Source organism: Pedobacter frigidisoli, from assembly GCF_004331675.1.
GTDB classification, from domain to species: Bacteria; Bacteroidota; Bacteroidia; order Sphingobacteriales; family Sphingobacteriaceae; genus Pedobacter; species Pedobacter frigidisoli.
In genome coordinates, this window is the sequence record NZ_SJSN01000006.1 from 231,951 (window position 1) to 248,425 (window position 16,475).

The 16,475-nt window shown below is 38.0% G+C and carries 11 protein-coding genes and 1 pseudogene; 5 read left to right on the forward strand and 7 right to left on the reverse strand.

All coding sequences use genetic code 11. The annotated features are described in order from the left end of the window. Positions 1-328 precede the first annotated feature (328 nt). From EZ449_RS09480 to EZ449_RS09490, 3 genes are read right to left on the reverse strand one after another with little or no spacing between them, the layout of a single operon-like run. Positions 329-1,990, reverse strand: coding sequence for an FMN-binding glutamate synthase family protein (locus EZ449_RS09480; RefSeq protein WP_131558047.1), 1,662 nt, complete (start codon positions 1,988-1,990; stop codon positions 329-331). Between the two features lie 11 nt (positions 1,991-2,001). Beyond that, positions 2,002-2,256, reverse strand: coding sequence for a Txe/YoeB family addiction module toxin (locus EZ449_RS09485; RefSeq protein ID WP_131558049.1), 255 nt, complete (start codon positions 2,254-2,256; stop codon positions 2,002-2,004). Next, positions 2,249-2,506, reverse strand: a complete 258-nt coding sequence (locus tag EZ449_RS09490; protein WP_131558051.1) for a type II toxin-antitoxin system Phd/YefM family antitoxin — start codon at positions 2,504-2,506, stop codon at positions 2,249-2,251. The genes EZ449_RS09485 and EZ449_RS09490 overlap by 8 nt, the downstream gene beginning before the upstream one ends. A gap of 127 nt (positions 2,507-2,633) precedes the next feature. Between EZ449_RS09490 and EZ449_RS09495 the strand changes: the two genes are divergently transcribed. The 5 genes from EZ449_RS09495 (at position 2,634) to nhaA (ending at position 12,570) form a co-directional block, all read left to right on the forward strand. Then, positions 2,634-3,254 carry an L-threonylcarbamoyladenylate synthase gene (locus EZ449_RS09495; protein WP_131558053.1) on the forward strand — a complete coding sequence of 207 codons (621 nt, stop codon included), beginning with the start codon at positions 2,634-2,636 and terminating at the stop codon, positions 3,252-3,254. 161 nt (positions 3,255-3,415) lie between these two features. Further along, the gene (locus tag EZ449_RS09500; RefSeq protein WP_131558055.1) at positions 3,416-9,709 is read left to right on the forward strand and encodes a lamin tail domain-containing protein; all 6,294 of its coding nucleotides are present in this window, start codon (positions 3,416-3,418) and stop codon (positions 9,707-9,709) included. 8 nt (positions 9,710-9,717) lie between these two features. Beyond that, entirely contained in the window at positions 9,718-10,638 is a 921-nt protein-coding gene (locus EZ449_RS09505) for a PorP/SprF family type IX secretion system membrane protein (protein ID WP_131558057.1), read from the forward strand. 348 nt (positions 10,639-10,986) lie between these two features. Next, positions 10,987-11,184, forward strand: coding sequence for a hypothetical protein (locus EZ449_RS09510; RefSeq protein ID WP_131558059.1), 198 nt, complete (start codon positions 10,987-10,989; stop codon positions 11,182-11,184). 234 nt (positions 11,185-11,418) lie between these two features. Beyond that, the gene (nhaA, locus tag EZ449_RS09515; protein WP_131558061.1) at positions 11,419-12,570 is read left to right on the forward strand and encodes a Na+/H+ antiporter NhaA; all 1,152 of its coding nucleotides are present in this window, start codon (positions 11,419-11,421) and stop codon (positions 12,568-12,570) included. Between the two features lie 219 nt (positions 12,571-12,789). On the opposite strand, the gene EZ449_RS09520 is transcribed toward nhaA, so the two are convergent. The 4 genes and pseudogenes from EZ449_RS09520 to EZ449_RS23285 all read right to left on the reverse strand — a co-directional run. After that, a complete protein-coding gene (locus EZ449_RS09520; protein WP_131558063.1) occupies positions 12,790-13,182 on the reverse strand; it encodes a HipA N-terminal domain-containing protein in 393 nt (130 codons plus the stop codon). Continuing rightward, the gene (locus EZ449_RS09525) at positions 13,172-14,197 is read right to left on the reverse strand and encodes a HipA domain-containing protein (RefSeq protein WP_131558065.1); all 1,026 of its coding nucleotides are present in this window, start codon (positions 14,195-14,197) and stop codon (positions 13,172-13,174) included. Before EZ449_RS09525 ends, EZ449_RS09520 begins: the two co-directional genes overlap by 11 nt. A gap of 21 nt (positions 14,198-14,218) precedes the next feature. Continuing rightward, a complete protein-coding gene (locus EZ449_RS09530) occupies positions 14,219-15,757 on the reverse strand; it encodes a type I restriction-modification enzyme R subunit C-terminal domain-containing protein (RefSeq protein ID WP_262711121.1) in 1,539 nt (512 codons plus the stop codon). A 201-nt stretch (positions 15,758-15,958) separates the two neighbouring features. Continuing rightward, positions 15,959-16,471: pseudogene (locus EZ449_RS23285) on the reverse strand (DEAD/DEAH box helicase family protein); the annotation flags it as partial. Positions 16,472-16,475: the final 4 nt, after the last annotated feature.

The window sequence follows — 16,475 nt, forward strand, 5'->3', positions numbered from 1 at the left end:
CTAAGAGCAAGTATCACATAAAATAATAATCGAAATCATATTCGTCTCAGGAAAGTTTAGATAGTCAACGGATGACTGATAAAATATTTAAGCACCCAGCCGAAAATATTTCTTCCAATTGCCCACCTAAACCCGATATACGTGGAAAGCCACCGATTTTTCTTCGGTGCTTGGAACATTAGCGGGAAGAAACTCAAACAAGTATTACTTCAATTGCTTTCCACAAAAACTTAGTTATGATAGAAAGTCCCGTTTGAATTTAGGTATTCGATGAACTTTTTTCACAATAAACCTTGCAGGTTTTTAAAACCTAAGAGGTTTGGACGAACTAATGTCCCTCATCATTCATGGTATCGCTATAAGGATTTGCATGGGAATAATCGACAGCCGAAACTTTGTAATCTGTTGGTGCAAAGCTTTTCGAACTGCTCAGGGCCATGCCCAATTCGAAACGGGTTGGATAGGGCGTTTGCAATAAACTACCTGCAGGGATGTATGGAAAACTTTCTAAGTAGGTTTGCATTACACTCGGACTAACCCTTCTATTAATATAAGCCCTACTTAACTGACTAGTTTCTTTTAAACCTGCAGCGCCCAACAACTCTACCGCACTGGCCACAGTTAAATTATGGAAGTTTTTAACCCTTACCGTTTTATCTCCAACAACCAAACCTTTCATTAAACTCTGGTCTTGTGTAGCCACACCTGTAGGGCAAGTATTGCTGTTGCATTCCAGCGCTTGGATACAGCCCAAAGCGAACATCATTCCGCGGGCTGCATTACACATATCTGCTCCCAATGAAATATTTTTAACTAAATCAAAGCCCGTAGCAACCTTACCAGAGGCAATAATTTTAATATGTTTTTTAAGATCGAAACCATTTAAAACATCATACACAAACGCAACACCCTCACGCAGTGGCATACCTACAGAATTCGAAAACTCTTGAGGTGCTGCACCTGTTCCACCCTCGCCACCATCTACAGTAATAAAATCTGGATAGATTCCAGTTTCAATCATCGCTTTGCAAATGGCGTAAAACTCACTCTTACGACCAATACATAGTTTGAAACCCACAGGTTTACCATCAGATAAATCTCTTAAACTTTTAACAAACTCTAATAAGCCAATTGGCGAGTTGAAAGCTGAATGTGAAGGTGGAGAAAGTACGTCTTTACCCTCGGGCACTAAACGAATTCTTGCAACTTCGGCAGTTACTTTTTTGGCTGGCAACATACCGCCATGACCAGGTTTTGCTCCTTGAGACAATTTAATCTCGATCATTTTTACTTGATCAGTTTTCGCTCTCTCCGCGTAAGCATCATAATTGAAAGTTCCATCATCGTTACGGCAACCGAAATAACCTGTACCAATTTGCCAAATTAAATCGCCACTCGGCTGACGGTGATAATCACTTATTCCGCCTTCTCCCGTATTGTGAGCGAAGTTTCCCATTTTAGCACCACCGTTTAATGCCAAAATTGCATTCTGACTTAACGAACCAAAGCTCATGGCAGATATATTATAAATACTTGCCGAATATGGCTTTTTACAATCTGGGCCACCAACTAAAACACGTGGATCGAGATTTAATTCGTGATGGGAAATTGCCGCAATGCTATGACTTAACCACTCGTAACCATTTTCGTAAACGTTCAGTTGGGTTCCAAATGGAATAGTGTCGTTATCTTTTTTAGCTCGTTGATAAATTAAAGATCGGTTTAAGCGGTTATATGGCGTTCCGTTGGTATCGCTTTCTACAAAATATTGATAAACCTTTGGCCTTAATTCTTCCATAAAGTATCTTAATCGGCCAAAAACAGGATAATTTCTTACAATACTATGTTTTGGTTGATATAAATCGTAAACCCCAAGGATTACAAAAGGACCTGTGAAAAGGAATGTCCACCATAAAAAAGGATGGTATAAGCCCAGCATAATGGTTAGGGCAATTAAAAATGCGGCAATCGCGACGAAAGCTTTTCTCATGTTTTGTTATATTAAGTATGGTACCTACACTGTAGAATAATTATTGCTGAATTTTCTACTTTGTAAACCAATCGATGTTCTAAGTTTATTCTGCGAGACCACCAACCAGAAAATTGGTGTTTTAATGGCTCTGGTTTTCCTATTCCCTCAAAAGGAGTTCGCTCAATTTCTTTTATCAGGGCGTTTATTTTCTTGAGGATCGATTTATCCACATCCTGCCAATAGAGATAATCTTCCCTTGCACCCTCAAGAAATAATTTATTCATTCTCAACTAAGTCTTGCGCCTTTGCCAAACCTTTTTCATAATCGTTTAAGCCTTTTTCCAAACGAAGCGCATTTTTCGGGCTTTTTAACAAATAAAAAGTTTCCATCATGCTATCATAGTCAGCTTTCGAAAGCACTACAACATCTTCTCCCTTTGCACGGGTAACAAATAATGGGGTATGATTGGAAAAAACCTTATCCAAATAAGACTTTAAACTCTGCCTAAAAGAGGTGTAATTAGTAATTTCCATTCTATTGAATTAAGTCTCAAAGTTAAAAATAAAAAAATAACTGTACAATTATTTGTACATATTTAAAATCTTTATCATTAATAATTACTTTTAAACAACCAACCCATTAAATTGTTATTTTTACGCTATGCTTATCAAGATCTATCCAGAAAACCCAAACGAAAAGGCCATTGAACAGGTTGTAGAGATACTAAAAAAAGGCGGAATTATAATTTATCCTACTGATACCGTATATGGTTTGGGTTGCGATATTACCAATCCAAAGGCCATCGAAAAAATCGCTCGCATTCGGGGCATCAAACCAGAAAAGGCTAACTTTTCTTTTATTTGTCACGATTTAAAACACATTTCCGATTATATTAAACCGATCGACAATACCACTTTTAGGGTTTTGAAAAAAGCTTTACCTGGCCCTTTTACCTTTATTTTTAATGCCAATAACAACGTACCTAAATTACTAAGCTCGAATAAAAAAACAGTTGGTATTCGTGTGCCAGATAATAATATCGCCCGTTGTATTGTAAAGGAATTGGGTAATCCTATTTTATCAACTTCAATTAAGGATGATGATGATGTAATCGAATACTCAACGGATCCAGAATTGATACACGAGAAATATGAAAATTTGGTTGATTTGGTTATTGATGGTGGTTATGGAGATAATGAAGCATCGACAGTTATTGATTGTACCACCGGCGAATTTGAAGTAATCCGGGAGGGAAAAGGAAATATAGAGGATTTTTTATAGGATTTACCTTATAATTATTCTTAAAAACGCTAGACAACGCATTCATCATCATAAAATTATTCAATATTAGATTTATTTCTCCACAATCGTTAGAATTAACATTAAGTTAATCTGATAATAAGGCTTTTGCATATACATTTGTTGTAAACAAAACAAACTATATGAAAAGACCTTTACTTCTCATTTTATTTTTCCTCTTTTCTCTTCCAATTTTCGCTCAGGTAACGTTAACTACATCGCCTTATGCCGAAAATTTTAATGGAATTGGAACAGGATTGCCAACAGGCTTTACGGTAAGAACAGGTGCAAGCGCAACAACTTTAGGTGCAACAGCAATATTAACAACTGCGGCAACGGCCTGGAACAACACTAGCGGCGCATTTAAAAACTTCGCTTCTGCAACTGCAGGTTCTGCGGCTAGCACGGCTACGCAAGCCGCTGCCACTGATAGAGCACTTGGACTTAAACAAACAGGTGCTGTGGGAGATCCAGGTGGTGCTTTTGTATTTCAAATTGATAATACGACTGCCAAAACGGGCTTCAAACTATCTTTCGATTTGCAATCTTTAGATGTTGCGGCGGGTAGAACAACAGGCTGGAGAGTTGATTATGGCTTTGGAGCCACACCAACTTTTACAGATGCTGGCGCTGGAACAACAAATACTTCTACAGTTTTTGCAAACACAACAATTAACGTAGATTTTGGTACTGCATTAGATAATAGCGCAGGTCCAGTTTGGATTCGCGTGGTTGCACTTGTAGCCTCAACAGGTTCTGGAAGCAGACCTACAACAGCTATTGATAACTTCAATTTAACCTTTACATCTGGTGCAACAGCATCGCCAACGTTAACAGCAACACCGAACAGCTTAGATTTTGGAACGCAACTTACCAACACATCTTCAGCAGAAAAAACATTTGTTTTAGGATCAGCTAATTTGAACGCAACAAGTGTTGGCTTAACCACAGCAGCCCCTTTCGCTATTGCTAAAACTTCTGGAGGAACTTTTGCAACCTCCTTAACTTACACCAGTGCAGAACTCACATCGGGAAGTAATACGGTTTACACCAAATTTACGCCCTTAACTACTGGCACTTTAAATGGTTCTATTACTATTTCTGGAGGTGGAGCATCAACTCCGCCGTCAGTAGCTTTAACTGGTATTGGTCAATCTGCTGTTTTAACGGTTGATAAAACCTCACTAGATTTTGGTTCGCAAGTTTCAGGAACAAATTCAACAGCACAAACCTATACGTTAAGTGCAACAGGCTTAACAGACGTAGTCACAGTAGCGACAAATACACCTTTTTACATTTCGAAAGATAATGTAACTTTCAGTACTTCATTAACTTATTCCATTGCAGAATTGGCCACCAGTAAAACAGTTTATGCTCGTTTTACACCCTCAACGGCAACTTCATCAACAGATAATATTAGCATAGCAAGTGCAGGAGCAACTACACAAACCATTGCAGTAACAGGGATTGGTACTACACCGCCAGCGGCCCCAACACATATCGTGATCTCTGAAGTTTATGGTGGCGGAGGAAATTCTGGCGCTACATTCAAGAATGATTTCATCGAATTATATAATCCAGGTAACACTGCTGTAGATTTAACTGGCTGGTCTGTTCAATATTCAAGCGCTGCGGGAACAGGAACATGGGCCAAAACCGATTTAGCCGGAAGTATTCCCGCAAAAAGTTTCTTCTTAATTCAGGCAGCGGCTGGCACGGGCGGAACCGTTAATTTGCCAACACCAGATGTAATTGGAACTTTAGCACTTTCTGGTACAACTGGAAAAATTATTTTAAGCAATTCAAATTCATTGCTAACTGGCGCCAATCCATCTACAGCTGTTGTAGTAGATAAAGTAGGTTTCGGCCCAACTGCTACGGGCTTTGAAACCGCTCCAACTCCTGTAATCTCCAATACAACTTCTATCGAACGTAAGGCAGGCGCAACATCAACTGCTGCAACTTTATCCATTGGTGGCTCAGAAGAATTTAATGGAAACGGATACGATACAGATAACAATAATACCAATTTTGTAGTTACTGCACCAAATCCTCAAAACAGTTTAGTAAAAGAACCCACTGGTGCTAATCACCTTGTAATTTCTGAAGTTTACGGTGGCGGTGGAAACTCTGGTTCGGTTTATAAAAATGACTTTATCGAACTTTACAACCCTACATTAACAGCTGTTAATTTAACAGGTTGGTCGGTTCAATACGCAAGTGCCGCAGGTACTTCATGGCAAATCACACCTTTGAGCGGAACAATCGCACCAAAAAGCTTTTACCTCGTTCAGGAAGCTGCTGGAACTGCGGGCACAACAACCTTGCCTACTGTTGACAAGGCTGGAACCATTGCAATGGCTGCTGGTGCGGGTAAAGTTTTATTGGCAAATGTAGCTACAGCACAAACAGGAACAACGCCAACAGGAACGCAAATTGTAGATTTGGTGGGTTATGGTTTAACTGCAGTAGGTTTTGAAGGAACTGGGCCTGCACCTGTTCCAAGTGCTACATTTTCTGTAGAACGTAAGGCAAGTGCAACTTCTGATGCCACAACACTAGGCATTGGTGGCAGTGAAGAATTTGCAGGAAATGGTTATGATAGCGATGATAACTCCGTAGATTTTGTAAGCAAAGTTGCTAATCCTCAAAATTCTACGGTAACAGAACCGGCATCAACCTCTGGACCTTATTTAGTGACTACGCCAAAAACATTAGTTTTCAGTAATCAGGCGATTAATACTACATCAGCAGCTAAAAGCTATGTTTTATCTGCCGGAAACTTAACCAATACAACTACTCTAACAACAAGTGCACCTTACACTATTTCTAAGGATAACGTTACATTTTCAACAACCATAAATTACACTGCTGCAGATTTGGCAACAAATCAAACTGTTTATGTTAAATTTGGTCCGACAGTAATTGGTAATGCCACAGGCAGTATTTTACACGCAAGTGCTGGTGCAACTTCAGTTTTACTTTCTTTAACTGGACCAGCTGTTGATCCAAACCAAACTGCTTTTACTTTCGAAAACTGTACAACCGTTGGAAGTGCAGCTTTATCTGATGGCTTTTATCAATACAACGTAACTGGCCCTCAAACTTGGGGCTGTACCACAACTTTCGGTCATGATGCTGCTGATCCAACCGGTGTAGCCAGCTTAGGAAATGCATTGCAAATTAATGGTTATTCGAGCGGTAACATCCTGAATGAAGATTGGTTAATCTCTCCAGCTTTAAATATCTCGAGCTTTAATTATGCAATCTTATCTTTCTGGACTCGCTCGGCTTTTGCAGGAGATAAACTTCAATTAAAAATCTCTACAAATTACACGGGCTCGGGCAATCCTGCGCTTGCTACATGGACAAGCATCGATGGTAAATTTCCAGAAACAGGATCGGATAAATGGACTAAATCTGATAACATCGATTTATCAGCATACAAAGCTACTCCAGTTTATGTAGCTATTGTTTATAATTCTACCACATCATCTGCAAGCCGCTGGACGGTTGATGATTTTGCCGTAACCAATTCGAGTACACCACCAGCTGTTGATATAACGACTTCTCCATCAAGCGTGAGCTTTGGTTTTCAGGTAGCAAATTCTACTTCTCCTGCAAGCACATTCGGTTTTTCTGCCGGTAATTTAACTGGCGATGTAACCTTAACTGCTCCTGCTAACTTCACATTATCAAAAACAAGCGGTGGCACTTTTGGCAGCACATTAACTTATGCTAAAACAGATATTAATAATACATCACCAACTGTTTACGCTAAATTTTCTCCAACTACGGTAAATACGAGCTACGCTGGAAATGTATCCATCGCAACAACAGGCTCCGTTAACAAAACTGTTGCCTTTACCGGAAACACATTCGACATTGCCAATACTTTAGAAGTGGTAAACTGGAACATCGAATGGTTTGGTAGTCCTGCTCAAGACCCATCGAACGATATTCTTCAGGCTGCGAATGTTAAAACAGTCATCAACAATTTAAACGCAGATATTTATGGCCTTGCTGAAGTGGTAGATACAACCTTATTCAGAAACACGATTTTACCTGTGGGATACAATGTTTTATTCAGCGAATTTGGTTCTTATGCTGATGATAAAGCTGATGCTGATTATCCTTTAGCACAAAAACTGGCCTTTATGTATCGTACAGATTTAATTAAGCCGATTTCAACTTTAGGAATTTTAAGAGATACTTACAATCCTGCTGTTGCATCTACAAGTGTGGATGGAACTCCATACAAAAACTGGTCGTCGGGTCGTTTCCCTTACATGATGCAGGCCCAGGTAAAAATCAATAATAAGCTAGATACGGTTTATTTTATCGAGATCCACGCAAAGGCAAATACAGGTACTACCGCCGATCAAATTGATTCTTATAATCGTAGAAAAGGTGGAAACAAGCAAATGAAAGATTGGATTGATGCAAATCTTGCTGGTAAAAAAGTAATTATTCTTGGTGATTTTAACGATGTTTTGGATGCTGATAAAACCATTGCGCCAATGCCGGGAACAGGAACTTCTTATTCTGATTTTACGCAGGATGTTGCAAATTATTTCCCTGTAACCTTGCCTTTAAGCTTGACAGGAAAGCAATCGACAGCTGGATTTCCAACCGTTATTGATAACGTCATCATTACGAAAAGCCTTAACCTTAACTACATTCCAGCATCGGCTGAAGTATTAGATGCTGTTAAAAACCTGGTTACCAATTACAGTTCTACAACAACTGATCACTATCCGATTAAATCGAGATATCTATTTGGCAACGGCATTCCTACGATTGATGCAGTAGCAAATCAAGCCGTTTGTTATTCATCGGCCAATCAAACCATTGCGGTAACAGGAATTTCTTCAGGTCCTGAAACCTCACAAACTACTACCCTTTCAATAACTTCTGATAACGCAAACTTGTTCGATGTTTTATCAATCGCAGCAAATGGCACCGATAAAGGAACCATCACTTATCACTTAAAAAACAATGTAAGTGGTGTGGCAAATATTACCGTTACGGTAATGGATAACGGCGGAACAGACTTTGGAGGCGTAAATAAAATCTCTAAAACATTCAAATTAACGGTTACAGCGGCTGCAACAGGAACAATAACTGGAACAACAGCTGTATGTTTAAATGGTACAGCGCCAACCATCACTTTTACGGGTGCAAATGGAATAGCTCCATACACATTTACCTACAACATTAATGGAGGAACAAGTCAAACGATTACTACAGCCGGAACAAATTCTACAGTAACAGTTACTGCTCCAGCTACGGTTGCAGGCACTTTTACTTACAACTTAGTGAATGTTAAGGATGCAAACTGCGGCCAGCCACAAACTGGAACAGCAACGGTAACAGTTAGGGCTTTAGCAACTGCAAGCATTTCTGGTTCAACAGCCATTCCGCAAAACGGTACTGCTCCAGTAATTACTTTTACCGGCGCAAACGGAACTGCTCCATATACTTTCACCTACAATATCAATGGTGGAACAGGCAGAACAGTAACTTCAACGGGAAATACGGCAACAGTTTCTGTACCAACTACAGCTGTAGGAACGTTCGTTTATAATCTTATAAGCGTTGCTGATGTAAATTGCGGTCAGGCGCAAACAGGTTCGGCAACTGTATTGGTTCGTCCATTACCAGTAGCAACCATCGCAGGAACAACTTCAGTTTGTATTTTCAGCACATCGCCTGCGGTTACTTTTACAGGCTCGGTTGGAACAGCGCCTTACACTTTTACTTACACGGTAAATGGAAGTAGCAACAGAACGGTTACCACAAATTCAACAACAGCAACAGTTAGTGCCCCAACTGGAACAGCTGGAACTTTTACTTATACATTAGTCAGCGTTGCCGATGCTTATGCAAATCAATTGCAAACTGGAGCAGCTACGGTTACGGTAAATCCGTTACCTATCGTTTCCATCAGCAGCAATAAAGGCGTATCTATTTCAAAAGGCGACGCAATTATCTTATCAGCAACTGGCGGTACACAATACAGCTGGACAGGTGCAGAAATTACTGGCGGACAAACAACTGCGGCAGCAATCATTAGACCAAAACAAAGCGGAACCTACAAAGTAACGGTTACCAATGCAAGTGGCTGTGTAAGCGATCAATCCATCACCATTACGGTTATTGATGATTATAAATTAGAGGCAAGCACGGTAGTTACGCCAAATGGCGATGGTTATAATGATAAGTTCATCATCAAAAACATCGATTATTATCCTAACAATACTTTGAAGATTTTTGATAAGGCGGGTCGAATTTTGTACACGAAACATACCTACGCCAACGATTGGGATGGAACTGTAAATGGTAGTCCACTTTCTGAGGGAACCTACTACTACATTATCGATTTGGGAACAGGCATCGGTACTTTCAAAGGATTCATTAACATCATTAGAGACTAATTACAGACATGAAAGCAATTACAAAAAACATAAAGCAAATGCGTCGCGTAACGTTTCTATTTGCAGCAAGCACCCTATTTTTTAATACGGCAAAAGCACAGATTCTGCCTTTAAATGCGCAATATTTTCAGAACCGATATTTAATTAATCCATCAATGGCGGGTATTAATGAGGGTTTTAACATCAATGGAAGTTTTCGTAAGCAGTGGTCTAATATTCCGGGCGCACCGATTACCCAAAGCGTAACCTTAGATCAACAAGTAAACAAAGTGGGCTGGGGTGTAAATATTTACAACGAGAAATCGGGAGGAATTCAGCGCACCAAAGCCGTTGGAACATTTGCTTACCATTTACCTTTAAGTGATGATGACCAGAAGTTAAACTTCGGTATTTCATTTGGCGCTAGTCAGGATAAATTGGATCTAAGCAGTGTTAGAAATAGCGATTTGAACGACCCATCTATCGCCCGTTTTAACGACAGAGGTTATTATTTAGATGGTGATTTCGGTGTTTCTTATACTTCAAAAGGCTTAACCGTTGAGGGAGCTGTTCCAAACATGCGCTCAGTTTTCAGAAAAGATGATTTAAACTTTGCTGATAAACCTACATTTTATTCTGCTGTAGGTTATAAATTTAATTTAGGAACGGGAATTAATGGAATCAGTTTAGAGCCTAAAGGTGTTTTCAGGGGAATTAAAAATTATAAAAACCTTTGGGATGCTGGTGTAAATGCAAATTTCGCAAACGATAAATTATATGTGATGGCAATGTACCACAATACACAAAACGCAACAGTGGGTTTCGGAATGAACTATAAATCAACATTGTATTTTATGGCCTATTACAATACGGCAACATCTGCAATTGCAGGTTACACCGATGGCGATTTTGAAGTAAATATTAGGGTTAATATTGGGAAGAAACCATAACATGTCGTCATGCTGAACTTGTTTCAGAATCTTAGCTGTAAAAGTTTAGCCACAGATTCCATTCAGCGTCTTTCTGAACTTGATTCAGAATATTTTTGAAAGAAACAATAAATCAATAGCCGCAGATTCGCAGATTTTAAATCTATGAATTTGTGGCTTTTTTGCTTTCCGAGTTTTAATTGCCACAGAAGCTCAGAATACACAGAAAGTAACCTTTAGCTATAGCATTAAACCTCTATCCGCCTATCGGCACCTTTCTCCTTTAAGAGAAAGGGCTTGTAACAAAAACTTACTACTCCTTGCAATTTCCAACTTGCTATTCCGCCCTGCAATCCAGCCTAGAAACTGATGGCAGGAGAAAACGTCAAAGCTTTCGCAGAAAAAATTCAAAACACCAAATCCAAGGCATCGCGTACTCTGCGATTCTTCATCGCAGCTTGTGATGCCGCAATAAAAGCTTTGACGAATTTATCCAACATCAGTACCAAGACTTGGGTTTTTGGTTACTTTTGGGCTAAGCCAAAAGTGACTAAGCCCGCCGGCTAGGAGGCTCCAAAACATCCTTTTAACAACCCAAAAAAACATTTCTCAGCAAGCCAGTCTAGCGAAAAAACCTCTATCCGCCTATCGGCACCTTTCTCCTTTAAGAGAAAGAGCTTGTAACAAAAACTTACTACTCCTTGCAATTTCCACCTTACTATCCAGCTTAGTATATAATCTTAAAAATTACATTTATATTAATCTGCGAATCTGCGGCCAACTTTTTCTTATTTTTACCTCATGCCAAAACTCATCAACCTCGAAGTATTTCAACGTTTCTTTAAATCCGGACAAGTTGGAGGCTTTCTACTTCTCATCTGCGTGGCCATCTCCCTCCTCATAGCAAACACCGCATCAAAGGAAAGCTTTGAAGCTTTTTTAGAAACGAAACTTGGATTTGGCTCAGTTAACTACACCGTATTGGCATGGATTAATGATGCCTTTATGGCGATATTCTTCTTACTGGTCGGACTAGAAATAAAACGTGAATTAGTCGAGGGTGAATTATCGTCAGTTAAAAGCGCTGCTCTCCCGGTAATCGCCGCTTTGGGTGGAATGCTTATTCCGGCATTAATCTATACCCTCTTTAACAAAGGAACAGATACCGCTGGCGGTTGGGGAATCCCGATGGCGACTGACATTGCTTTTGCTTTGGCCATTATTGCCATGCTCGGTAAAAGTGTTCCAACTAGTTTAAAGATCTTTTTAGCGGCTCTGGCCATTGTTGATGATTTAGGTGCAATCCTTGTTATCGCCATTTTCTACACCAACCAAATTCATTTTGAATACTTAGCGATGGCGGGCGGGATTTTAGTTTTATTGAGCTTGATGAACTATTTCGGCGTAAAGAATTTAATATTCTATTTAATCCCAGGTATATTCCTTTGGTACTTCATTCATCATTCGGGCATTCACGCCACCATTGCAGGTGTGCTTTTGGCTTTCACCATACCTACAAATGAAACCGATGTTTTATCTCCTCTGGAGAAATTAGAACACGCTTTAACCGTTCCTGTAAACTATTTAATTATGCCAATTTTCGCCTTGGCGAATACCAATATCACCTTTCAAAAAGAAATGATTTCGGGTTTAATTTCTCCTTTGGGCTTGGGAATTATCGTAGGCTTATTTGTAGGAAAAACCATTGGCGTTACTTCCTTTAGCTGGCTAGCTGTGAAACTCAAATGGGCCGATTTACCAACTGGTGCCGGCTGGAAACATGTTATAGGTTTGGGTATGTTAGCAGGCATCGGTTTTACGATGTCGATATTTATTGCTTTGTTATCTTTCAGCGATGTGCTGCATGTTTCAGAGGCGAAGTTTGCGATATTAACGGCTTCGGTATTATCGGGTGTGGTGGGTTTTGTGTTTTTGAAATCGCTGAGGAATTAAGTTTAGTACATAGGAAACAGAGGCTATCAAAGAGCGTACGGAATTTTATACCAAGTAACTCCAATATTTCGAGTAAATGAGGTTTTCAGTAAACTGAATTTAAAAAAATCTTATTAGCTAACAGTTGTATAAATAAAAAACCCGAGGCTTGCTCGGGTTATAAATGTTTTTATAGTGCAGAAATAATGCTTTTTAAAGCATGACCCTCAAAATTATAGGTTATTTTAACTGTAATTTGAACGGGTTATTTACAGAATATTCGCCAAATAATTCTAACAGTTTAACTGTATTTTTACTTTCTGTTGGATGTTTTGCGATGTATTCTTGAACACGTGGCTGCTTAAGTGATGGGATACGGTTAGAAAAAAATGGCCATAGAATTTCAGATTTATATGACTTATCTAAATCCGGAAAATCAATTAGAGGTGTTATTTCATTCTGTTTTTTAAATAACTCTGAATATTCAAATATCCATTTGTTATTAATAAATTTTAAAGAACCCATCTCCAGATCTTGATATTTTAATGCAAAAAGATGACTAGTCTCTTGATGTTCAAGTGAAATTGGATGAGTTGTTTTATTAGAAAATATTTTTTTTAATTTATTTATCATAAGAATTGTTCAAAAGAATTTTGCTTATTTTTTCAAATCTGTTTGTTAAAACATAATCGATAACTTTTATCCTCTCTTTAATAAACAAATTACTAAAGTTTTTGTGTAATTTATTTAAAATTAAATCAAGTTTATTTCTATCTGTCCAAACTTTTATGTGAGCTGCATTGAAGCAACTATTTTGATGTAAATGATTGATTAAATCAAAGTGGTTACACTTCGCATTATTAGGAACGCTAATTTTTGGAACTGAATTTATAACGTATTTAGTGAGTTGTATCTTATCATTACTTGCCAATTCTTTGTACAAAGATATAACTTTTTCATCAGAATAATTCCATAGCAGACCTCTGGCAGTATCATAAATAGGTGAAAAGTAAGGCTTATGGTGGTTTTTAATGTGCGAAATTACACCCCAGTTATAATAATGCCTATCATTATTACCAGAGAGTGCATCGAATAAAATCATGTGCAAAAAGCTGTCTATTATTTCATCTGCATCATCGTGAAAAACTTTTCGAAGTGCAAATAATACATCTTCAATGTTAATCTCGCCTTTAAGCTTGTTATTTCTATCTAGTTCATCAATCCATTCTGTATTAGGTTCATTTAAATAACTGGTTAAAATATTTGCACCATGACTCAATAACTGTTCATCTGAATGGAAGTGCTGACTTAAATACCTAACATAGTCTTCTGCAAAAATTAATTTTGAATTAGCAATCGAAATATCAAAACTCTGGCCTAAAACTGTTAAAAAATGTTCTGTAATACTTTCATTAGGATACCATTTGTGCCCAATTTTCGCAATATATTTTTTCCAGGTTTTAGTGTTACTCTTTTTACCCTCCTTATAAACGTAAAGCCTGATTAAATCTTTTGGTGCATCGCCGCCAACAGTTTCTGATAATACTACTACTTGATGGCTTTTGGCCACATAAAATTGGTTTATTGAGGGAACAAAACCCGACCGCTTTTCAATTTTATAAGAAATTAATTTTTTGCTTTTTTTCAAGTTAAAATCCTTTAAAGTGAATTACGCTATACTTTGATTTAAGCCGTCAATAATCTTGATGATTTTAAAAGCATCCTCATCTTCGAACAAACCTAAGATTCCATTTTGATTAATGTCTGTAAAAGGCCTATCAAACAACATCGATTTATTAATTGTACCATTTTGAGTTAAATAGTCAATCAAGGTATTCATAAAGGTCATTTGCTCTGCTGAAATATTTGGACGATTGATAAAATCGGCAAACATCTCTTTGGCAACACTGGCTTCTAAACCAATAATTGAACGAATAAAAAGCACAAAATTTTCTCCGTTCAAAGCCTCATCAAGATGCGATGCTGCTTCAGGGTCTTCCTCAAACAAAAGGTTCTTAATCTGCGCTAACTCATCACCCGAGATGGGTTGATTATTTTTTATTTTATTAATTACCAAGAATGTTCTATGTTTCCTTATAAAAGATTCAACTCTTGCTTTGTAAGTGGGCAAGCCCTCGTACGGAATCAAAATATCGTGTATTTCAATCTGCCCCGTCAACTCATCAGTAAAATTAGTGTAAACTTGTGGTTGTTTAGGTTTATCCAAAAACTTCATCAATTCTCTTATTTCAATTCGAAAATTTTCTAAAGCCTTTAAATCTATGTTTTGCCAAAAGGTATCATTAAGCGATTTTTTCAGTAAATCTTTCTTAGCCGCAACATGCGGAATGGTCGTTTGCTTTAGTAATTCGTTTGAAGTTGTTTTTACCTGCTGAATCAAATTGGCAATAGATTTGTCTTCATTCAGGTAATAATCCATTATACGGTAGCTAATTACATCGAGTTTTTTGGCATCGAAATCGGGGTCGGCATTTACAATTAACGCTGTAATTGTTTTATCGAGCGAGCGTACTTTATCTTCTGTTAAATTGTTCCAATAATTACGGTCGGAGAAAGCCTTAATTAACCTTAAATAAGGCCTGTTAACGAAACTGTTCTCATCAAGCCTGATAACTTCGGCAAGTAATTCATCTAATAATTGATTTCTGAATTCATTCAACTCATCATCTTCAATTAAACTTTCCAGGCTTACTGCCAGCTTAACTTTTAGCTGAAATATTCTTTGTGTAATTGAAATGGTTGCTCCAGGTTCAATTCCTTTTGGGTTATCGCCAAAAAATTCAATATTCCCGCAATAATCAAAAATGTAAAATTCCTTTTTATCTTTTCCGATATCAAAAACATCGGCACAAAGTCGTGTACCTCTACCCACCATTTGCCAGTATTTGGCACTCGAGCGCACAGGTTTAAAAAATACCAGATTTAAGATTTCAGGCACATCTATACCTGTATCCAACATATCTACCGAAACTACAATTTGAGGAAGTTTATTGGCTTGCTTAAATAAATTAATTGTTTCTTCTGGTTGGTCTGATGAGTGTGTAACCACTTCCAGGAATTTACCTTTTAAGCTCGGGTACATTTTATTAAAGCAAGTTTCGATAAATCTTGCATGGCTTTGATTTTTAGCAAAAATGATGGTTTTGCCAATGGTATCGCCATTATTCACTTTCAGGCCTGTATCCATTAATAGCTGAAGTACCTTATAAACCGTATTCTCGTTAAACAACCATTCGTTTAAAGCTGCCGAATCAACTTCATCAGGAATATTATCCTCATTATCGGCAAAGGTTTCTTCATATTTTAGTTTATCCTCATCAGATAATTCTGCATACTTAATACCTTGCCTCGGAAATTTTAAAGGAACTTTTAAAGCCACGGGAGGCACTAAAAACTTATCATCAACAGCTCGGTTTAGCTCGTAAGAAAATGTTGGCACACCAGTTTCCAGTTCAAAAAGTTCATAAGTATCTTTATGCGTTTCTTCCTTTGGTGTAGCGGTCAAGCCAAGCCTGATGGCATCGAAGTAATTAAAGATAGCTTTATACTTTTGATAAATAGAACGGTGGACTTCATCAAAAATAACCAAATCGAAATAACCCGGCGTAAACAAACGGCGCTCGCCAACAAACTCATTATCAATACAATTAATCATGGTTTGATAGGTAGAAAAAACCATTCGAACCTGGTCTGAAGTTTTATCCTTTGTTAAATTTACAGAAGTTAATTGTGGCAAATAATCGTTAAAAGCACTTTTTGCCTGTGAAACCAATGGTGTTCTATCAGCCAGAAACAAAATCCTTTTTACATGATTTGTTCTGGTTAAAACATCAACAAAAGCTGCAGCAGTACGGGTTTTGCCACTGCCCGTTGCCATAATAAACAGTAAATCTCTTTTATAATTT